Source organism: Prevotella sp. kh1p2, assembly GCF_900111525.1.
Classification (GTDB): Bacteria; Bacteroidota; Bacteroidia; order Bacteroidales; family Bacteroidaceae; genus Prevotella.
The window spans coordinates 35,129-57,862 of the sequence record NZ_FOHY01000011.1; the positions used below are offsets into that span (position 1 = coordinate 35,129).

A 22,734-nucleotide genomic window follows, 5' to 3' on the forward strand; every position below is an offset into this window, starting at 1 on the left:
GATGAAAAGAACATTGTTGCTCTCGGCCGCCGTGCTGGCCGCCGGGTTCGCTCTGGCGGGCGAATTGCCCGTGAGCGTGTTCAGATACAGCGGCCCCTACGTGCTGCAGAAGCCCGTGATGGTAGACAGCATCGACTTTGGAGGCAAGCGTTTCGATGCCTCCACGCTGCTCAAGACGCCCGTCGACATCAGCCGGGCGGCCGAAGGAAGGGCCTTCAGCGGGGCCGTGGCGCCTTCTGCCAAGGCCGACTACGCCCTCCATCTGCTGTACTTCAACGTAACGAACGCCAACTTCGCCAAGGCCAAGGTAAAGGTTGGAGGACTTAAAAACTATGTGCTCTACGTGGACGACCGCGAGAGCAAGCCCTCCGAAGAACTGCAGCTGGAGCCCGCCACACATGCCTTTGTGCTGAAATACCTTACCGAGCGGGGCCGCGCAGACTCGCTCTCGGTTTCCGTCTCGTCGGCTGAGGCCGCGCTCAACGTGGGCAGCAGTCCCTCGCGACTGCTCACTTTGGCCGACCTTTGCGATGGAACCCGGCTGGGACAGGTGAGCCTTTCGCACAACGGTCGCTACCTCATAGCCGCCTACTATACCGTGGAACGGGGCGGAAAAACCACCTGGCGCTGGCGACTTACCGACCTGCAGACGCGCCGTACACTGCGGGAAACGGATGAGAACATCAGCTTCATGCCCTCAACCAACCGCTACTATGCCAACCGCAACGGCCGACTCGTGGTGACCGACATCGTTACCGGCGCCGAGACCGTGCTGGCCGAAAGCCTGCCCAAGGGCTCGATAGCGGTGTCGCCAACGGAGGATTACCTCATCATCACCCAGCAGAACGAGGGCCCGAAGGAGCAGAAAGACGTCTACGAGGTGGTTAGTCCCGACGACCGCCAGCCCGGATGGCGCGACCGCCCGGCACTGTATCGCTACGATTTGCAGTCGGGTTTGCTCCAGCCTCTTACCTTTGGCTACCGCGGAACGTCGCTACTTGACATCTCGGACGATGGCCGCTACCTGCTCATCATGACTTCCCGCAGCCGCCTTACGCAGCGACCAACGACGCTGTTCTCCATCCTTCGGCTCGACCTTGAAACCATGCAGGCCACGCCCGTGATAACTGACGACGGCTTCATAGCCGGCGCCCGCTTCTCGCCCAACGGCCGGCAGCTCGTCGTGATGGGCTCGCCCGAAAGCCTGGGCGGCATCGGCAAGAACGTGCCCGATGGCCGCATACCTAGCATGTACGACTATCAGCTGTACACGATTGATGTTGACGGCCGCAACGCACGCCCCCTGACGCGCGACTTCAAGCCCGGAATAAAAGACTACGAGTGGAACAGCGCCGACGGCAACATCTACTTCACGGCCTACGACCGCGACTATATTCACCTCTATCGCATCACTCCCGCCAACGGCAGAATAACCCTGTTAGACACGCCGGAGGATGAAGTGGCCGGCCTGTCGCTGGCCGACGACGCCCCCGTGATGGCCTGGTACGGCGAGGGAGTGTCAAATTCGTACCGCCTCTACACCATGAACACGCGCACCGGAAAGTCGGTTCTGCAGGAGGACTTGAACAAGCAACTGCTCAAGAACATTGAGTTGGGAACGTGCCAGGAGTGGAGTTTCACCGCCTCTCGTGGCGATACCATCAGCGGCCGCTACTATCTGCCGCCCCGTTTCGATGCCTCGTGCAAGTATCCCCTCATCGTTTACTACTACGGCGGCTGCTCACCAACGAGCCGCGGTTTCGAGAGTCACTATCCTCCTCACCTCTACGCAGCCCAGGGATACGTAGTTTACGTCATCAACCCGAGCGGTGCCGTGGGCTTTGGCCAGGAGTTCTCGTCGCGCCATGTCAACACGGCAGGCAAGGGAGTGGCCGACGACATCATCGAGGGAACACGCAAGTTTGCAGCCCAACATTCATATATTGACAGCCTGAAGATAGGTTGCATCGGCGCATCTTACGGCGGTTTCATGACCCAGTACCTGCAAACGCAGACCGACTTGTTTGCAGCAGCCGTGTCGCATGCCGGCATCAGCGACCACACCAGCTACTGGGGCGAGGGCTACTGGGGCTATAGTTACAGCGAGGTGTCCATGGCCGGCAGCTATCCTTGGGCCGACCGGGAGCTCTATGTGGACCAAAGTCCGCTCTTCCATGCCGACAAGATACACACTCCTCTGCTCTTTCTGCACGGCAATGCAGATACTAACGTGCCCATCGGAGAGAGCATCCAGATGTACACTGCGCTCAAGTTGCTGGGCCGCCCCACGGCTTTTGTGGTTGTAGACGGGCAGAATCACCACATTCTCGACTACAACAAACGCATCAAATGGCAAAATACAATCTTCGCGTGGTTCCAGAAATACCTCAAGGGTAATGCCTCCTGGTGGGACAGCCTCTATCCGCCCAAGCACTTGTAGGTATGGTTCGGGAACTTTCGACACTTGTCGCACGATGGTGTGACAGGTGTCGAATGATTGTGCGACAGGTGTCGAAAGTTCCCGGATGATGGGTGTTGGGTGGCGGGTGATGCGCTGCAACACCGCTGCTGCATGGCTTCGGCACCGTTTCTTTATTCCGAAGCGGGGGCTAAACCATCCCAAATCTTCTTTAACTGCACGCCTCCCGTTACGCGGTTGCGGGCTGCCTCGTCCACTGCAGGTGCCAGCAGGCGGCGCAACTGGGCGTCGTGGCGGGTGCTGCGGTGCAGCATTGCCTCGCCAAGCAGCTTGTTCAGCCGGCTTAGCGGATAGAGGTGGCGGCGCAGGAGCTCGGCCAAGTACGCGCCGGTTTGCACGTTGTCGATGGCATCTTGTGCCGTGCGCTGTGCCCAAAGCTCGGCTGCAATGGCGCGGGTGGGGGCATCGGCGCACACCAGGCAGGCCGCCACGAAGAGCAGACTCATGCCCCGCAGGGGGCAGCTGAACTCCATCAGCTGGCCCAGGGCGGTGCAGATGATGCGCCGGTGGCCGTTGGCAGGGCTGTCCATCATCATGTACTCGTTCATCATCTGCCCCAAGAGCTGTTCCGGCCGGTTAGGGAAGAGGCTCATCATGGCCTCGGTGTAGGTGTTGGAAACACGGTAGTAGTCTTCCATGTTGAGGTATTCCTGCCACAACCTGGGCCCGAACGGCTGGCGCAGAAAGGTGCGCCCGCAGTCCAGCCGGATGACTTTTTGGGCCGGTTTGTCCTCGTAATTGGCCGGTAGGGTGTACGTTCCGGTGAGGAACTTGCGCGGTTTGAGGTTGAGTTTGAAGCCGCTGAAGGCGGCAAACTCCGTCTGCGGAGCCTTCACCAGGCCCGCTTCCACCCACGCGGCCTGCAGGTTGAAGGGCGGTGCAGGATTGGTATCAGCTTCCAGAAGGAACAACATGAGGTTGCGGTATTCGCCCTGCAACACTTCCTTCGCATGTGTTGCGGCCTCCTCGCGCTGCTCCATGGCGCAACGGTTAATGGCCAGTTGCAGGTCGAGCGACGAGGGTTGGCAGCCGGACTGCTGATACTCGGCCAGCCTGTCGATGAGCGTCAGCGGACTGACATAGCACGGGCGGTGGGTCGGGGTGGAGAGTACGGGCAGCGTGAGGCCGCGCTCCAGCCGGGCAATGATGCCCTGGAGCAGCAGGCTGATGGCGCTGCCGGGCGTGTTGTCGGCCAGCGTAGCCCGGCCCAGCAGTGGCGTAAAGGGCTGCTGCATGAGCGTGTAGCGCCCGCCGACGAGGCTCTTGAGCCCTGCGATGACGCCTTTCAGCGAGGGCACGGCAGGCCTATAGCGGCGCTCCAGCAGCCTTCCGTACTCCAAAACGAAGGTTGCCAGCCCGTTTTCGAACGGTTCGCCTTGGCCGTTAACGCAGTCGAACGCCTGCCTGAAGACAGACTCCAGCCGCTCCAAATCCTGCTTTTCCAACTGCGGGAACCAGCTGTTGGCCGCATCTACGGCCGTCCACAAATCGGCTGCCGCATCCATGTTGGGCAGTCGGGAGAACAGGAAGATGAAGTCGTCTTTGGTCTGCGGCCCCGTCAGTCGGTTGCTCTCGGTGCACACGGGCTGCGGTTGCTGCGGTTCGAAGGGCGGCACCAACGTCGCGGGAGCTATGGGTTGGGTGATGTAAGGGGCAAGAACCTCGCGCACGGCAGGCGGCAGCGCGGGGCCGTAAGTGTTTATTTCGGCTTGTAGGGCGGCATCATCCTTGTCGCCGTATTTGGCTATCAGCCGTGCCGCCCGTATCTGTACGGCCTCTTTGAGGGTAGCAAGCAGCGTGGCAGCGGCCGCACACAGCGCCGGCCGGAGTGCGGGGCGAGCCTTTGCCAGCACATCGTAAATGCCCATGATGGCTGTTTGCGCGTTCTGCGGAAGCGTGAAGAGCAGGGGCGAAGTGGCACTCATGAAGGCCTCGGCATGGAACTCCGGCTCGCCAGCTGCTTGCCGGAGGAGCTTCAGCTGGGGCATGATGGTCTTGATGCCGGGCGTGGACAGTACCTTGAGCAGCGTGTCCTGCAGGGGCAGAAGCTCTGCTGCAGTGGGCTCGAGACGTTGCAGGATGTCGGTAAGCCATGCGTTTTGCGCATCCGGGAAGTTCTTCAGATAGCCGTTGATGGTGGCACCGATGAGTCGTGTGCGGTTCATCCGCCCGTCTTGGGCACAGCGTGCAAAGAAGGCGGCAAAGCTCATGTCCTCCTTCATTCGGCCCCCTTTCAGCCATTCCTTAATCATTTTATCGGTCTCGGGAGCCGGTGTCTGATAGTCGAACAGGTACCAGATGTACTCCTTCATGATGCGTTCGTCCTGCCACAAGGGTTCGTAACTGTAGCTTGGTTGCCATTCCGACCACTCTACTTGTTGCCTTACTTCGGTCAGACCGGCCACGAGTATGGCTATTGCCTGTGGCTTAATCTCCTTGAGATAGCCCCTTTCGTGCAGCTTCATGTACTGGAAGTAGTCGAGCGAATACAGCGGCGTACCGTTCGGGAAGTTAATGGCAGCGTCGAACCAAGGCGGACAATGCACGGCCAAAAGCTCGAGTAGGAAGTCGAAATCGAAGCGGCCGAGACTGCTGTGGTTGGCATGCTGGCTGTCTAAAAAGAAGAGTTTGGTGGCTTCAATGAATGTCCGGCGGTCTTTGCTGCAGGGCTCCCAGCTCTCGCCATAGCGTGTTTTTACAGTCACATAGAGCAGTTCTTCGGCCACATCGACCAGCGGCAGGAGTTCTTCGGGCGGCAGCTGGCGCAGCTCCTGGCAAAAAGGCAGCAGCACGCCGGCGCGGTTCTGCGGCGTGTCCTTGTAGCTCTTGGCCAGCCGGGTGTAACGTTTTACGAGTTCGTTTGCCATCCTGTAAGTTTTTTAACGGCCAATATATGCTTGCAATAGCCCCGTTCGGCCTCATTTGTACGCGACCATTGGCAGGTGCAACGGGCCTGATGGCGGTCGAGGATGACCGTGTGGTGCGTGCCCGATGAGCCCAGCACGCGGGCTTCCACACGGTCAGCAGTCTGCTCGACGATGCTCACCCGCCCCTCTGCTATCAGCTTTTCGGCGTTCTGCAGGCGCGGGTTCAGGCTCATGATGCGGCTGAGTTTGAAGGGCAGCCGGCGGTAGAAGAAGGCGTTGTCGTCGAGGTCGAAGCCCAGCAGACCCATCGCCGCGAGGCGTGCGGAGAGACTGCCAACGAGGCCGGGGGCTATGTGCTGCTCGATGGCAAACAACGTGGGGTTGAACTGCTGGTTCGCATAGCTGTAGTTGTCCAGGGCCTCTATCCACGCTGCAGGTACGTCGTCGGTGAGCGAAGCGAGTGCAGCGCCCTCGCCGGAGAAGCCCCTGTAGCACTCGCGAGACAGCGAGAGGCTGAACCGCAGACCGTTGAAGTAGAGCTGCCACACCGTTATCTGCCCCACCGGATGGGCGAACACGTGCATTGCCTGGGCGTAGGGAAGCAGCTGCTCCAGCAACCTGAGCCTGTGCAAGCCGCCCACGCAGAGGGCTGCAGGGCTCTTTACGGGCGTGAACACGGGCTGGCTGCCGCGCAGGGTGAGGTAATAGTCGACCTTGATGTCGCCCTTGGGTATCGACCGGAACAGCCGGAGCGCCTGCAAACGGTTAAAACGGTGGACGCAGACGGCGGCCGACTGGTAGATTTGAACCGTGGTGAGGCCCTTTATCCACTTAGCCGGAAGGGGCACCTTGCGCTCCTTCACCCGGCCCGCTGCATGGTAGAGCCCTACCTCGCGCGGACCTACGGAGAGCATGAGCGGCTGGCCCGGGCCCGTGAGGTTGAGCGCCCGGAGCATCTGGTCGTTGAAGTCAACGTTGGTGGTGCCGCACTCCGGAAACTCGCCATCGTGCCCCTGGGGCAGCACGTCCACGCGGGCATAGACGCCGGCGCAGCCCGAAAAACCCTCGAAACGCAGCTTGCCGTTGCCTGCGGTGACAATAGGGTCGCGCATGGCGGCTATCTGCGCCGCCGTAAGTGTAAAGTTGGAACGCACCACCTTGCTAAGTGCAAGCAGGCAGCGAGAGGTGACGAAGGGCTCCGTGAGCCGCCCCCAGAAGAAGCAGTTGCCCTGTTTGCGCTCCACCTCGCTGTACTCCGAGAGGAAGAGTTCGCTGCTATCGGCCCGCCGGGTGAGTGCGGAGGGAAAGGCGTAGTTGTAGGTCGCGTAAGTCATTGATAATCAGTTGTGTTTTAAAAGCTATCGTTCAAGCCCCTTGAAGGGCACGTTCAAGGGGCTTGAAGCATACCTTCAAGGGGCTTGAAGGACAGCTCCGGGGAGACAGCTTTATTTGTATTGCGGGTTCTGATGCAGGTTGGGGTTCAGCGAAAGGGCGTCGGCAGGGATGGGGAACACCGTCGTGTGGCCGTCTGCTTCGCCGTCCTGCTGCGGCCGGAGGTCGTAGGAGCGGCTGTAGAGGCCATATCTGACGAGGTCGTTGCGGCGCCATCCCTCCCATGCCAGCTCTATGAGGCGCTCGTGCAGGATGCTTTCGAGGGTGGCTTTGACGGCCGGCATGCCCGCCCGGCGGCGCACTTGGTTCAGCTCCCCGTTGCCGTCGAGGCCGTTGCGCAGCTTTGCTTCGGCCTTCATGAGCAGCACGTCGGCGTAGCGAAACAGCACGATGTCGTTGTCCTGCAGCTTTCCGTCGGCGTGTGCTTTGGTGTCCGTCTCGTATTTAGCCATGCGTGCGCCGGCCGTTTTCACGTAAGGACTGTAGGTGAGGTTCACCTCCACGGCCAGCGGCACGTAGATAAGGGGCTGCCCGTTGTCAAGGGTAACGGCCCTGCCGTTCAGCTTCAGCGTGTCGGACCAGTAGTTCTGGCGGTAGCGTTTGTCCTCCTGCGGGGTGCCGTAGGCGTTTGCCCTCACGGTCGAAGGCGTGGCGCAGGAGCCGTTCTCGGCCGCCATGCCGAGGGCGCCGCCGTGGTTGTAGTGCCTGCTACGGAACAGGTACTGGAACTGGTTGGCGTAGAGCGTCTTGTCCATAGGGATGGTGAAGATGTTTTCCACGGAGTTCTCGTTGTGCACGGCGAAGTTTTCGGCGTAGCTGTCGGCCAGCCGGTAGCCGTCGGTCGATAGCTTGTCGCAGTAATGGATGCACGCCTGCCAGGCGTTGAGCTTGCGGCCTTCGACGGTCAGGAGGATGCTGCGGCCGTTGGGACGGACGGCATCGGTCCAGTCGTTGTCGGTATATACCTCGGCATTCAGGGCCAGTTTGGCCAGCAGGAAGTGCACCACGGGGCGCGTGATGCGGCCGTACGAGTTGCCCTCCAGGTTGCTGTGCTCGGCCGGCAGAATAGGTTCCACGGCCTGCAGCTCGTCTACAATGAACTTGAAGGTATTGGCCCGCGGGCTCTGCCGCACCTCGCTGAAGGGCGTCTTGTCGTCGGTAATGAGCGGGATGTTGCCGTACATGTCCATCAGGTACCAGTAGAACATGGCCCGCAGGGCACGTACCTCGGCCGTGTAGGCCGTTAGCTGGGCGTCGGTGAGCAGGCTCTTGTGGGCCTGGATGGTGGCGATGGACTGGTTGCAGAACACGATGACCTTGTACAGATACTTCCAGGTGTCGTACAGGGCGCCGTCAGCAGGCGTCCAGCGGTGCAGGAACAGGTTCTCCCAGAAGCCTCCGTCGTACCAGTCGCCGCCACGAATGGGGATGATGGCCTCATCGGTCGAGAAGGTGTTATAGTCGTAAACGCCTCGGTAAGTGCCCTGCAGGCCCTCGCTGTCGGCCGCTCCGCCGATGTGGTTATATAGTGTGGCAACGGCGTTGATGTATAGGTTTTCGGCCGTGTCGTAGGCCTTCTCCTGGTCTATCTGGTCTCTGGGCGACTCTTCCAGGCAGCCCGTGAGCGTGAAACCGGCCAGCAGGCAGGCCGCCGTAAGCAAATGGTAACTCAGTGTTTTCATCCTGTTGTGATTTAGAAAGGTGCGGGGTTCAGAAGGAGATGCTCACTCCGACGGAGTAAGTACGGTAGATGGGATAGGAGCGCTTGTCGTCTATGCCGAGCGTGCTGTTCACGATGTAGCTGTTTATCATGGGCGTAAGGCCGCTGTAACCAGTGATGGTGGCCAGGTTGTTGATGCTGCACGAGAGGCGCAGTGCGCTGATGTACTTGCTGCGCACGGGCACATTCCAGCCCAGGGTGAGGTAGTCAAGGTTCAGATAGCTGCCGCTCTCCAGCCAGTAATCGGTCACGTTCTGGTCTACGATGTTGCGTTCGGGCGCGCCCTTCATGACGTTGTAGTCCGGAAAACTCGACATGTTGAGGTACGAGAGGGTGGTTCCGTTGTAGATTTTGTGGCCGAACGCGCCGTTCATCTGCAGCGAGATGTCGAACGCCTTGTAGCGGAAGCTGATGTTGGAGCCCAGCGTCATCTTCGGCGTAGCTTGCCCGGCAATGTACCGGTCGCCGTTGTCGCTCAGGTCGATGACGCCGTTCTCGTCCAAGTCGGCTATCTCATACTTGTTGTGACCGTGGCCGTTGTCGACGATGCCCGTGCAGTGCGGCAGGTAGAAAACGCCCAGGGGCTGGCCCACTATCTGGTAAAGAATGCTGCTGTTGCCGCCGTGGAAGCCCGCTCCATTTAGCTGTCCGATGCTCGTAATGGCAGCTGCCGACATGTGGTAGCCGTTGTATTGGCCGCTTAGTGAGAGCAGTTTGTTCTTCTGCCACGACAGGTTCACGTTCAGGTTGAGCTCCATGTCCTTCTTGGAGATGGGGGTCAGGCCGATGCCTACTTCGAGTCCGCTGTTCTGCATGGAGCCTATGTTGGCCAGCAACTTGTCGTAGGCGAAGGTTGGTACGGGCACATCGTACTGGTAGAGCATGTTGGTGGTCTTGGAATAGTAGTATTCCGCCGTGAGCAGAACGCGGTTGCGGAAGAGCCCGAGGTCGGCTCCGATGTTGAAGGTGCTGCGTGTCTCCCACCTCAGGTCAGGGTTCATGTTGCGCAGAGTGCCCATGGTAACGGTGGGAGCGCCGCCCTGCGACACCAGTCCTACAGGCATAACGGTGTTCAGCGTGTTATAAGAACTGATGCCGCCCAGGTTACCCGAGGAGCCGTAACCCATGCGCAGCTTGAGCAGACTCACGGCTTTGGCCTGCCGCATGAAGGGCTCCTGACGGATGTCCCAGTAGCCCGAGACCGACGGGAAGGTGCCCCAGGTGTGGTTACGGCCCACCATCGACGAGCCGTCGGCACGCAGCGTGAGGGCCAGCGAGTAGCGACCCAGCAGCGTGTAGGAGGCACTCCCCATGACCGAAGCCAAGGCCGGAGCCTCGTAGTTGCTGCCCGTGCCGCCGAAAGGGCGTATGGATGCCGCGCCCAGATTGTTGTATCCGAAGTCGTTAGTGGTAAATCCCTTGACCAGAGTCCAGAACCCCGAGCGCTTGTTTTGCTGGTATTCGCCCATCAGAGTGGCCTCTATGCGGTGGCTGCCCCATGTGTGCTGCCAGTTCAGAGATACGTTGCCGAGCCAGTCTTCGCTCTTGTGCTCGCCCCGATAGGCTTGTCCCTGCGCCCAGACCCACGTGGGACAGAACTGTGCATTCTCCGTTGAGTTGAACGAATAGGCACCTGTCATGATGAGCTTGAGGTCCTGCAGCAGGCTGAGAGTGAGCCTGAGGTGGGTGTTGAAGTTCTGGTTACGGGTGTCGTTGCGCTCCAGCAAGAGCGTGCGGGGTGGGTTTATCTGCGATGCGGTGCCGTTCTTGCGGCGCTCGTCGGCCCCGAAGGTGGGGTTCTGTGTGGCCGCCGAGTAGAACAGCCCCTGCGCATCAAAGATGTCGTCGCTCTTCTGCGACGAGCCAAACACGCCGAAGTCAACCTTCAGCTTGTCGTCGAAGGCGAGCTGGGTGATGTCGAGTTTGGCCGCAAAGTTTTGGTATCGCTTCTTGTCAACAACGGTGTTGTGGTCCATGAGGCCAAGAGAAGCGCGGTAGTTGGACTTCTCCGAGCCGCCGCTGAAGGCGATGTGGTGGTTCTGAACGAAGCCCGTGCGGGTGATGGCCTTGCGGAAGTCGGTGGCCGAACCGCCGTCGTTGTAGTCCTGTCCGAGTGCCTTGGCGGTGGCGATGTACGTTGCGGCGTCCAGCATCTCAATGTTCTTGTACACCGACTCGAAGCCTGCGTTGCCGTCGTAGGCGATGTGGAACTGTCCGCCGTGGCCCTGCTTGGTCTTCACCTCGATAACACCCGAGGCGCCGCGCGAGCCGTACTGCGCCGTTTCTGATGCGTTTTTCAGGATGGTGAAGCTCTCGATGTCGGCCGGATAGATGGTCGACAGGGTTGCCAGGTCGCTGTAAACGCCGTCGATGATGACAAGAGGGTCGTTGCCGCCCGTGAGCGATGTGGTGCCGCGCACGCGCACACTGCTCAGCATGGCCATGCGGTTTTCGCCGTTGGAGATGTTCACGCCGGCCGCCTGACCGCTCAGTGCGCTCAGCGAGTTGGTAACAAGACCCTTATTCATGCGCTCCTCCGTGACTACTGCTGCCGAGCCCGAAGCCCGCTCGGTGAGCAGTTGCGTGGTGATGCTGTCGGTAAGAAGAATGGATTGCCGTGGCTTTTGCGTTTGGGCCTGCGTACCTATGCTCACGAGAAGCAGGGCCGGCAGGAGGGTGTTTTGCCATTTGTTCATGGTCGGAAGGCTTTAAGTTACAATGGCAAAAATAAGCTAAAGTTGGGAAAGAAGCAAATAAAAAAAGGGGAATTTTAATCAATTCCCCTTGTTGAGTCTATTTATGCTCGTTGTAATATTGCAGCCCCAGCTCCATGTTCTTCTTCAATGCTTTCGACGTAAAGGTTGCTCCGCTTACGCCATCGACCTGCATCTTGGCAGCCTTCTTGGTGCTCGCACCCTCGTACTTGGCCAGAAGAGTCTTGGCCTTGGCAAAGAATTTGGGCGTCTCATGGTTGGCCAGTGGCTCCACCTTGACAACTTTGTTCTTGCGGATGTATATCTTCAGCGGGGTAGCTCCCCTGTATCCTCTCACGTTCTTGCCCAGTTGCTGGGTGTTCACGATGGTTGTATCGCCGTCTTTCTGCATCACGTTCTCGGCTGGCATTGCGCTTATGAGCAAGCCTGCAGCCAGCACGGCCGCCATGCCGGCAAACCTTTTGTAAATCTTCTTATCCATCTTTTTAACCTTAAATTAAACCAATGCAAAGGTAGCTAAAAGATTACAGAAGTGGTGCTGCAGGCAGTCGGTTTTTAAATTTATTTATCATCTCACCCTGTAAAATACCGAGTCGTAGGTAGGCTGCCAGGCTCCAGAACCGCCGCTGCCGGTTTGCTGCGGGCTTGCTGCTTGGATTTAAAGACAGAGTAACAGAGTATTTTTTCAGCTGTTGCGGGCTTGCTGCTTAGCGAGATAGTGCAAGCAACGGTTTGCGAAGAGGCAAACTGGTATTCTCCCCTTGGAAAGGGGAGGCGGAGGAGGGGATGACCAACAGCAGGATAGCTATGCTCCGAGGTTTTATCTTGTAGCAGAAGCAGGTTAAATACACGTCAAACAAAGGCAAACAAACACGCAAAAAGAACTTCTACAACTACCGGATTTGCCCCCGGAGTGTAAGCTATTGAATTCCAACAACTTACAAACAAGAAAGTAAAAGGTGCCTTTCAAAGCCCTTGAACGTATCATTCAAGCCCCTTGAAGGTATCGTTCAAGGAGCTTGAAGCATACCTCCGCGCGTATTCCCCTTGTTTTTAAAGACAGAGTAACAGAGTATTTTTTCTACTGCTGCAGGCTTGCTGCTTAGCTGGAGCGAGGAAGCAACGGGTTGCGAAGAGGCAAACCGGTATCCTCCCCTTGGAAAGGGGAGGCGGAGGAGGGGATGACCACGCGGCAGAAGAACACTTATCAGCAGGGCGTATCATCTCGTTAGAACATTCCGCTCGTTAGGAAATAAAAAAAGATGGACGCCTTTCGGGCGCCCATCCTCATATCGTAGGGTTCGGCAGTTATACCAATGTAGCCACGATTTGCTCGCGAGTACCGGGCAACATGTCGATGACCGGAATCTCCGGCATGGTGTAGCAGCCCGGCTGCAGGCGCATGCTGGCGCGCGCCACGTTGACCAGAACCTGCGCCGTAAGGGCCGGGTTGTTGATGCTCATGTTGAACTCGAAGCGCTGGTTGTGCGTTTTACCGCTCACGCCTTTGCGGGTCATGTGCACGCCATGGCCCACATCGTTGAGTGCATCCACGCTGGGAACGGCGAAAACATGCAGCTCGTCGTGTGCAAAATAGTCGTCGGCCTTAATCTCCTTGGTAACTTCTTCCAGGCTGGCACCCTCTTCCAGCTCCACGTAAACCATGCGGCGGTGGATTCCCTCGCCCAAAGGAATGGTCATGGAGAGGGCATCCTTTACGCCTTTCTTGCTGCGGGCAACCACCGAGTGGCCCATAGAACGGCCCGGACCGAAGTTGGTGTACGACAGTCCTTGTGGTGCCAGGCTCTCCATGAGCACACGTACGATGGAGTCGGAACCCGGGTCCCAGCCGGCTGAAATGACCGATACGCGGCCTGCCTGCTTACAGTTGGCCATCTGGCGGGTGCGGTAGTCGAGGATGGAGGTGTGGATGTCGAAGCTGTCGACGGTGTTGATGCCCAGTGCGACGATGCGCTCAGCGTACTCGGGGCACGAGCGGGTGGGCGTTGCCAGTATGGCCACGTCTACATCCTTCAGCTTGGTTATGTCGTCAACTACCTCGTACGGTGCCAGTTCTGCAGGCTTATCCTTGTCGCCCTGACGGCGTACGATGCCCGCAATCTCAAAATCCGGTGCGGTTTCCAGCGCCTGAACGCTGTACTGCCCGATGTTGCCGTAACCCACTACGGCTGCTCTGATTTTCTTCATCTTTTATCGTTGTTTATGTGATTGATATTTTATTTGTTGACTGCAAAAGTACATCATTCTGCCGAAATAGCGCCGCCGCCGTTCCGTTTTTTTATTAAAAAGTATGAAAAGTAATGAATTGAAAGCAGGCAGGGCATTGACTCGAAAGATTGTAAGCAAACCTGCGGCGCTGCCGGCTGATACGCATGCCGTTCTTGGTGCTTGCCACGCGCAGGGCTGCCGGAAAGTGTTTTTGGGCCTATTCTGCGCCTGCGATGCAATAAACCGGCGCACGGGCGCGTTAATATTGGTGTATATATACAAACAAGTGAGAAAATGATAGAATACATTAGGGGTGAATTGGCAGAACTGACCCCCGCCTTGGCTGTGGTAGAAGCGGCCGGAGTAGGCTATGCCCTCAACATTTCGCTCAACACGTACAGCGCCGTGCAGGGCCGAAAGGAAGTGAAACTCTACGTCAACGAGTCGCTCGTAACGGGCGGACGCGACGATTCGTTCACGCTCTTCGGCTTCGCCACCAAGCAGGAACGCGAGCTCTACAGGCTCCTCATCACCGTATCGGGCGTGGGAGCCAATACGGCCCGCATGATACTCTCTACCATCTCGCCGGCCGAGTTGTGCAATGTAATAGCCAACGGAGACGAACGCATGCTCAAAGCCGTTAAGGGTATAGGCCCCAAGGCGGCACAGCGCATCATCTTGGAACTGAAGGACAAGATTGTGGCAGCAGGCATTGCCAGCGAGCTGCACGTGAATACAACGGCTGCGCAGGCATCGGTCAACACCCCCGTAAGGGACGAGGCAGTGGCTGCCCTGACCATGTTGGGCTTCTCGCCGGCGCCCTCGGCCAAGGTGGTTACGGCCATCCTGAAAGACCAACCCCAGCTGCCGGTGGAGCAGGTGGTGAAACTCGCCTTGAAACAAATCAAGTAACAGCAGCGGTGAAGGGGAACTGCCGGTGCGGCAGGTACCCTCCGCTCGGACGCTATGAAGATACGGCAGAAGATAGGAAGTTTGGTAATGGCATTGTCGGTCATCAGCTTGGCCGGCTATGCCCTTACCGTGCCCTATCTTCAGGACGACCGTACGCGCCGGCAGCAGCATGACAACCGCGGCAATGTGGGCCGGCCCCGCACGGACGACACCATCCATGTGAGCGCCCAGCCCCTGCTCGACAACGAGGATTCCATCCCCGATTCGCTTCTCCACACGCGCTGGAAGATACAGCGCACGACGCCCATCACCATCGGCGACCTTGACCAAAACGCCACCGACCTGAAGCGACCGGACAACATGAAGTACGACGTTGTGTACAACGATACGCTCGATCGGTACATCATAGGCAACAAGATAGGCAACACGTGGATAGCCGCCCCCATCATGATGACACCCGAGGAATACCGCCGCTGGAGCGAGAAGAGGGAGCGCGATGCCTACTTCCGCAGTCAGAACAGCGAGATTTACGAGCGCAAGGGCAAGGAGAAATTCGACTTCACCGACATGCACTTCGACCTCGGACCGGCCGAGAAAATCTTCGGACCGGGCGGTGTGCGCATCAAGACACAGGGCAACGCCGAGCTTAAATTCGGCGCTACGTTCAAGAACATCGACAATCCAAGCCTGCCCATCCGCAACCGCAAGACCACTACCATGGACTTCGACGAGAAGATAAACTTAAATGTGAACGGCAAGGTGGGCGACAAGGTGAACATGAACCTGAACTACAACACCGACGCAACGTTTGACTTTGATGCCCAGAACCTGAAACTCAAGTACGACGGAAAGGAGGACGAAATCATCAAACTCGTTGAGGCGGGCAACGTGTCGTTCCCTTCCAACTCCTCTCTTGTCAAGGGGGCAAGCTCCCTCTTCGGCATCCGAACCGACCTGCAGTTCGGTAAGTTGAAGCTCCAGGCAGTGGCTTCGCAGAAGAAGAGCTCAACCAAGAGCGTCTCGTCCAAGGGCGGCGTGCAGGTTACTCCGTTCGAGATAGACGCTGCCAACTACGAGGAAAACCGCCACTTCTTCCTCTCTCAGTACTTCCGCGACAAGTACGATGCCGCCATGCGCACCCTGCCCAACCTCATGACGGGCGTCAAGATTAACCGCGTAGAGGTTTGGGTAACCAACAAGACGGGCACTACAACCAACACGCGAAACATCGTCGCCCTGACTGATTTGGGCGAGAACGGGCGCGTCTCCAACCCTATGTGGGCGGTTTCGGGGGCAGCCGTGCCGTCGAACAATGCCAACTCGGAGTACGCAACGATGGTAGGCAGCTACGCGTCGGCCCGCGACATCGACGCAACTTCTACCACCCTGGACGGTGCAGGACTGACAGGAGGCGCCGATTACGAGAAACTGGAGCGGGCGAGGCTGCTGAGTTCGTCGGAATATGAGGTGAACCAAGCCCTGGGTTACATAAGTCTGCGCACGTCGTTGCAGTCGGACCAGGTGCTGGCCATTGCCTACGAGTACACTTACGGGGGCAATACATACCAGGTGGGAGAGTTCGCTTCCGATATCACCGACACCAACCAGGCTCTCTTCGTGAAGTCTCTGAAGAACACGAGCAACAATCCCAGGCAGGGCAACTGGGGCCTGATGATGAAGAATGTGTACTATCTGGCCTCGTCGGTAGAACGTGACAAGTTCCGCCTCGACGTCAAGTTTCAGAGCGATACGGCCGGCGTTTACCTGACGTACATCCCCGAGCAACAGGTCAAGAGCCAGCCTATCATCCGCCTGCTTGGCGCCGACAGGCTCGACAATAACAACAAGGCACACCCCAATGGCTACTTCGACTTCGTTGAAGGCTACACGGTCAGCGACGGCAGAGTGTTCTTCCCGGTGGCCGAACCCTTTGGTTCGTACCTCTATAACTACCTCACCGGTCAGGGCGTTGCAGCCGACCAGGCCCGCCGCTATGCCTTTACGGAGCTGTACGACTCTACCAAGACCGTGGCCAAACAGATAGCCGAGAAGAACAAATACGTGCTCATGGGCCAGTACCGCGGCACCTCGGCCAACGTTATCTCACTGGGTGCGTACAACGCTCCGCAAGGTTCGGTGGTGGTAACGGCCGGCGGCGTGACGCTTACCGAGGGCTCCGACTACAGCGTGGATTATAATGCAGGCGAGGTGACGATACTCAACCAGAGCATCATTGATGCCGGCACGGCCGTCAACGTGTCGCTCGAAAGCAACACGGACTATGCCCAACAGCGCAAGACAATGTTCGGTCTGAACTGGGAATACGACTTCTCAAGGAACTTCCAGCTTAGCGGCACCATCCAGCATTTGAGTGAGCAGGCGCTTACCTCGAAGGTTAACATGGGCTCGGAGCCGCTCAACAACACGCTCTGGGGCGTGAACCTGAACTGGAAGAAGGAAAGTCAGTGGCTCACGAACGTACTCGACAAGATTCCCTTCCTGCACCTCACGCAGCCTTCGCAGATATCTTTCAACGCCGAATTTGCCCAACTCATAGCCGGCCGAAGCCACGGTACGCAGGACAATGCCTCGTATCTGGACGATTTCGAGAATACCACCAACGCCATTGACGTGAGCATACCGACGGAGTGGATTATATCAAGCGTGCCCTCGATGTTCCCCGAACACAATGACAAAACTACCCTGCAGAGCGGCTACAACCGCAGTCTGCTGGCCTGGTACAACATAGATCCGCTCTTCACCCGCCGCAGCAGTTCGCTTACTCCGGGCCACATCAAGAGCGACTTGGACCAACTGTCCAACCATTTGGTGCGTGAGGTGCCCGTCCGCGAACTCTATCCGTATCGCGATCAGAGCAGTTACAACGGCGCGGTGAGCACCTTGCCCATCCTCAATCTGGCCTATTATCCCAACGAACGCGGCCCTTACAACTTCAATCCCGACCTCAACGGCGACGGCACGCTCAACAATCCGGCGGCTCACTGGGGCGGCATGATGCGCAAGCTGAATACCAACGACTTCGAGACTGCCAACGTGGAGTACATCGAGTTCTGGCTGATGGACCCCTTCGTCTACACCAACAGGCAGGCCGATGCGGCCGACTATGGCGGCGACTTCTACATTAACTTGGGCGAGGTGAGCGAAGACGTGCTCCGCGATGGCAAGAAGTTCTACGAAAGCGGCATGCCGGTAGACGGCTCGCAGAGCTTTACCACCACCCAGTGGGGCAAGATACCGACCCAGCCCACGGTAACTTACGCCTTTGCAACCACCAGTGGCAGCCGGCAGTTACAGGACGTTGGCTTCAACGGACTCACTGATGCAGAGGAGCAGAACCATCAGGCCTACCAGGATTTCCTTACCCAGATACAGGGCAAGGTGAGTCCCGTAGTGTTCGACTCCATCTTCAACGACCCTGCCAACGACGACTATCACTACTTCCGCGGGTCTGATTACGACCAGATGCAGGCCTCCATCCTGCGCCGCTACAAGTACATCAACAACCCTCAGGGCAACTCTCCGGCCACCGACGAGCGCACCGAGAGCTACGACACTTCGTACAAGACGACGCCCGATGTGGAAGATATAAACCAGGACTACACCCTCAACGAGTACGAAAAATACTACCAGTACCGTGTCTCCATACGCCCTGCCGACATGGTGGTGGGCCGCAACTACATCGTTGACAAGCGCGTGGCAAAGCCTTCGCTGCGCAATGGACACAACGACGAACAGGTTACCTGGTACCAGTTCCGCATCCCTTTAGAGGAATACGAGCGGCGGGTGGGGGCCATAACCGACTTCACCAGCATCCGCTTCATGCGCATGTTTCTCACCGGATTCAGGCATCCCGTGGTCATGCGTTTTGGCAGTCTGGACCTCGTCAGGGGCGAGTGGCGGGTCTATGAGCAGCCGCTCGACAACTCTGCATCACAGTCCGGAACCATGACGGCCAGTGAAGTGAACCTGGAGGAGAACAGCGACAAGACGCCCGTCAACTACGTGCTGCCGCCCGGTATCAGGCGGGCACAGGACCCAACGCAGCCCCAGCTCGTGGAATCTAACGAGCAGTCGCTCGACATCATGGTAAAAGGCATGGGCACGGGCGAGTCCAAGGCCGTGTACAAGAACACGACCCTGGACCTGCGCCAGTACAAACGCATGCAGATGTTCGTCCATGCCAACGCCATGGAACAGAACACCACCAACCTGCAAGACAACCAGTTGGCTGTCTTCATCCGCTTGGGCAGCGACTACAAGAGCAACTACTACGAGTACGAGATACCGCTCAAGCTCACCCCACCTTATAATAATTACGACCGTTATTCTACCGCCGACCGCGAGAAAGTGTGGCCCCGCGACAACATGCTCGACATCCCCCTCCGCCTGTTCACGGCCCTGAAGAAGGCCCGAAACATAGCACGGGCGCAGGGACAGGCTTCCTACAACCGCCCCTACAGTGCCTACGATGACGAGCGACCCAACAACAAGATAAGCATTGTAGGCAACCCCACGCTGGGTGAAGTTAAGACTATGATGATAGGAGTGCGCAACATATCGGGCGACATCAAGGACGGCGAGGTCTGGGTTAACGAGCTCCGGCTCAAGGACTACAACAATGAAGGCGGCTGGGCGGCGCAGGGCAACCTGAACGTACAGCTCTCCGACTTCGGCACCCTGAATGCACAGGGGCGCTACATGACCAGCGGCTTCGGCGGGATAGAGGAGGGAGTAGCGCAGCGCTCCAATGATGATTACAAGACGTACAGCGTTACCGCCAACCTGGAGCTGGGCAAGTTCTTCCCCGACAAGGCCAAGGTAACGGCCCCGCTCTACTACTCCGTGACCAAGGAAGAAACGCGGCCGAAGTACAACCCGCTGGATACGGACATGCTGCTGGACGACGCTCTCGACGGTGCTGCATCCCGCACAGAGCGCGACAGCATTGAGAGCATAGCCGTGACCAAGACCACCAACACCAACTTCTCGCTCTCCAACGTGCGCGTGGGCATACAAACCAAGCGCCACCCCATGCCCTACGACCCGGCCAACTTCGCCTTCTCCTACAGCCACTCCCACCGTTACACCAGCGGCGAGACCACCGTCTACGAGAAAGAAGACAACTGGCGCGGAGCCATGAACTACAACTGGACGCCCGTGTACAAGGCATGGGAGCCCTTCGGCAAAATCAAGAACCGCTCCCGATGGCTCGACATCTTCCGTCGTTTCGGCCTCAACTGGCTGCCGCAGAACGTGGGTTTCGACACCGAAATTACCCGTAGCTACTACGAACTGCAAGAACGAGACATGGAGAACCTAACCGGCAGCAGCCTGCCTCTTACCTTCAGCTCGCAGTTCCTGTGGAACAGAGAGCTCTCCCTGCGCTGGGATTTGACCCGCAACCTGCACATGAACTTCCAAAGCGCCACGCATGCAGAGATTGAGGAGCCCTACACCCCGGTGAACAAAGACCTCTATCCCGACAGCTACTCGGCCTGGAAAGACTCCGTGCGCACCAGCCTCCGCCACTTGGGTACACCGCTTGATTACAACCAGACGTTCACACTCTCGTACCAGCTGCCGCTCAATCTCGTGCCTGCTTTTGACTGGATGAACGCCAATGCCAACTATACGGCCACCTACAACTGGGTGCGCGGCACCGACCTTGACGACGGAACGTCGCTCGGCAACACCATAACAAACAACCGAGACCTGAACGTGAACGCCAACTTCGACCTCGAGCGGCTGTACAACCACATACCTTTCCTGCGGAAAACCAACGAGCGCTTCAACCGCGAAACCAGCAACGCAGAGCTGCAGCAGCGGCGGGCAGAACGGCAGAAGGCCCGCGCCGAGGCACTGAAGAGGAAGGCCGAAGCCCGCAAGAACGGCACGGCCGGCGACCCGACCGAGCAACAGAAGAAGGCGCTGCCTATGAACAAGCGGAGCTTTGAGAGTGAGATAACCCTGCGCCCCGACACCACCATCAGCGTGAACCACGGCAAGCATACGCGCCGACTCATGGTTACGGCGCGCACGCAGGACGGCAGAACCTTCCGCCTGCGTTACCGCAAGGTGAACGACAACACCATCCGCATTATCAATAAGGTAGATACAGTGGTCAGGCTCAAGCTGACCGTTACCCCCAAGGAGCCCCTCGACGACCAGCGCTGGTACAAGACGGCGCAGAGCGTGGCCCGCGTTTTGATGATGGTTCGCAACATGAGCCTGAGCTACCGCAACCATTACTCCATGTCGCTGCCCGGCTTCATGCCCTCTGTAGGCGACGCCTTCGGCCAGTCACGCGGCTCGGGAGTGCTCACGCCGGGCCTCGATTTCGCCTTCGGACTTACCGGCGACTCCTACGTGGAGCGTGCCCGCAGCAACGGATGGCTGCTGATGAACGACTCGATAGCAACGCCCGCAGTGAGCAACAAGACCGAAGACCTGCAGCTGCGCATGACGCTGGAGCCCGTGAAGAACCTCAAGATTGACCTCAACGCTTCGCGAACGCTCACCCGCAACCGCAGTGTGCAGTACATGTATGCCGGCAATCCCACCACCGAGGGCGGCACCTTTACCATGACAACCATATCCCTGCGCAGCGCCTTCGAGGGCATAGGCAGTGCCTCCGGCGGCTACCGTTCGGCCAGCTTCGAGCGTTTCTGCCGCTCGCTGCCCGCCTTCCGCAACCGCGTAGAGGCCCAGTATGCCGGTGCCGAGTATCCTGCCGGCACGCCGCTGGCCGGCTCCGTCTTCAACCCTGCTAACGGAGGAGTGAATCCCTACAGTGCCGACGTGATGATACCGGCCTTCCTTGCCGCCTACACCAGCATGGGGGGCCACTCGCTGCACATCTTCCCCACGCTCTCGCGGCTGCTGCCCAACTGGACAGTAAGGTACAGCGGGCTCACCCGCCTACCGTGGTTCCGCGACGTGTTCAAGAGCTTCAACATCAACCACTCCTACAAAAGCATCTACGCCGTGGGTGCCTACAGCTCGTACAGCACCTTCATGGAGCTGATGAACGGCCTCGGTTTCATCACCGATGCCACAACGGGTAACCCCGTACCAGGCAGCATGTACAACGTCTCTACGGTGAGTATAAACGAGGCCTTCTCGCCGTTGCTGGGCGTAGACATGACGTTTGAAAACAACCTTACGGCCAAGCTCGAGTACCGCACCACGCGTGTGCTGGCCCTGAGCATGACGAGCGTGCAGATAAACGAGGCCACCAGCCACGACTGGGTGCTGGGACTGGGCTACCGGCTCAACGACTTCAACCTCTTTGGCGGCAGCCGGCCGCAGCGTTCACGCAGCCGTTCGCGCCGCGCGGGCAGCACGCAGCAAACCCAGACAGCTGCCACCGGACGCAGCGGCAGCGGCATTAACCACGACCTGAACCTGCGCCTCGACCTGAGCTACCGCAAGCAGGCATCGCTCAGCCGCGACATTGCAACCATGACGAGTGCGGCCAGCAGCGGCAATACTGCATTCAAGCTGTCGTTCATAGCCGACTACACGTTCTCCCGACTGCTCACGATGAGCTTCTATTATGACCGCCAGACCAACAATCCTTTGCTGGCCAGCAGCAGCTATCCCACCACAACGCGCGACTTCGGGCTCAGCCTCAAGTTCTCGCTTACGCGTTAGCACTTCTCTTGCCCTGTACAAGCTGTTTGGTAATAGGAACCGCTCAAGCCCCTCGGAAGGCACTTTTACTTTGTTGTTTAAATGCAGCAGCGGTTGTTCCTTTAGAAGGAGAGAGGCTTGGTGTGGCGTGCGAGTGGTTCCTCCCCTTGGAAAGGGGAGGTTAGGAGGGGATGATTTTGCAGGCCGCAGGCTGATAATTCACAATTCATAATTCACAATTCATAAGTTGGGAAGGGATGATTTCCGCAACAAGTTGTAATCAGCACGGTACGTGGTCATCCCCTCCTCCGCCTCCCCTTTCCAAGGGGAGGATACTGGTTTGCCTTTTTGCAAACCGTTACTTGTTCGTTTCCACAATGCAGCAAGCCTGCAACAGCGAAAAAATTACTCTGTTACTCTGTCTTTAAAAATCAGCAACCAACCAGCAGCAAGCATGTAGCAGGAGGAAAATTACTTTGTTACTCTGTCTTTAAAAACCAGCAGCAGTCCGGCAGGAAACATGCAGCAGCGGTTCCTCCCCTTAGAAAGGGGAGGTTAGGAGGGGATGATATCTTAAGCAACATTGCTGATATTTGCCACGTGGTCATCCCCTCCTCCGCCTCCCCTTTCCAAGGGGAGGATACCGGTTTGTCTCTTCGCAACTCGTTGCTTACCCGCTCCTGCTAAACAGCAAACCCGCAGCAGCAGAAAAAATACTCTGTTACTCTGTCTTTAAAAATAAGCAACCAACCAGCAGCAAGCATGTAG

The 22,734-nt window shown here is 58.2% G+C and carries 10 protein-coding genes; 4 read left to right on the forward strand and 6 right to left on the reverse strand.

Annotated elements, in window-relative coordinates:
* Position 1 precedes the first annotated feature (1 nt).
* Positions 2-2,440, forward strand: coding sequence for a S9 family peptidase (locus BMW31_RS07845; protein ID WP_091823646.1), 2,439 nt, complete (start codon positions 2-4; stop codon positions 2,438-2,440).
* A gap of 152 nt (positions 2,441-2,592) precedes the next feature.
* Here BMW31_RS07845 and BMW31_RS07850 read toward each other — a convergent pair whose 3' ends face one another.
* The 6 genes from BMW31_RS07850 to BMW31_RS07875 all read right to left on the reverse strand — a co-directional run bounded on the left by BMW31_RS07850 (position 2,593) and on the right by BMW31_RS07875 (position 13,380).
* A complete protein-coding gene (locus BMW31_RS07850) occupies positions 2,593-5,346 on the reverse strand; it encodes a DUF6493 family protein (RefSeq protein ID WP_091823649.1) in 2,754 nt (917 codons plus the stop codon).
* Positions 5,328-6,680, reverse strand: coding sequence for a hypothetical protein (locus BMW31_RS07855; RefSeq protein WP_091823652.1), 1,353 nt, complete (start codon positions 6,678-6,680; stop codon positions 5,328-5,330). The genes BMW31_RS07850 and BMW31_RS07855 overlap by 19 nt, the downstream gene beginning before the upstream one ends.
* Positions 6,681-6,791: 111 nt before the next feature.
* Complete coding sequence (locus tag BMW31_RS07860; RefSeq protein ID WP_091823654.1) at positions 6,792-8,420, reverse strand: RagB/SusD family nutrient uptake outer membrane protein; 1,629 nt, start codon at positions 8,418-8,420, stop codon at positions 6,792-6,794.
* A gap of 28 nt (positions 8,421-8,448) precedes the next feature.
* Positions 8,449-11,154, reverse strand: a complete 2,706-nt coding sequence (locus tag BMW31_RS07865) for a SusC/RagA family TonB-linked outer membrane protein (protein ID WP_091823658.1) — start codon at positions 11,152-11,154, stop codon at positions 8,449-8,451.
* A gap of 97 nt (positions 11,155-11,251) precedes the next feature.
* The gene (locus BMW31_RS07870) at positions 11,252-11,653 is read right to left on the reverse strand and encodes an FMN-binding protein (RefSeq protein WP_091823661.1); all 402 of its coding nucleotides are present in this window, start codon (positions 11,651-11,653) and stop codon (positions 11,252-11,254) included.
* A gap of 827 nt (positions 11,654-12,480) precedes the next feature.
* A complete protein-coding gene (locus BMW31_RS07875) occupies positions 12,481-13,380 on the reverse strand; it encodes a diaminopimelate dehydrogenase (protein ID WP_091823664.1) in 900 nt (299 codons plus the stop codon).
* A 103-nt stretch (positions 13,381-13,483) separates the two neighbouring features.
* Between BMW31_RS07875 and BMW31_RS07880 the strand changes: the two genes are divergently transcribed.
* Genes BMW31_RS07880 through sprA form a run of 3 tightly spaced genes read left to right on the forward strand, consistent with a single transcriptional unit; the run spans position 13,484 to position 21,987 of the window.
* Entirely contained in the window at positions 13,484-13,699 is a 216-nt protein-coding gene (locus tag BMW31_RS07880) for a hypothetical protein (protein WP_091823667.1), read from the forward strand.
* Positions 13,696-14,313 carry a Holliday junction branch migration protein RuvA gene (gene ruvA / locus BMW31_RS07885; protein WP_091823670.1) on the forward strand — a complete coding sequence of 206 codons (618 nt, stop codon included), beginning with the start codon at positions 13,696-13,698 and terminating at the stop codon, positions 14,311-14,313. Before BMW31_RS07880 ends, ruvA begins: the two co-directional genes overlap by 4 nt.
* Before the next feature lie 54 nt (positions 14,314-14,367).
* Positions 14,368-21,987 (forward strand): T9SS outer membrane translocon Sov/SprA, encoded by a 7,620-nt coding sequence (gene sprA, locus BMW31_RS07890; RefSeq protein WP_091823672.1) that lies wholly within the window; start codon positions 14,368-14,370, stop codon positions 21,985-21,987.
* Positions 21,988-22,734: the final 747 nt, after the last annotated feature.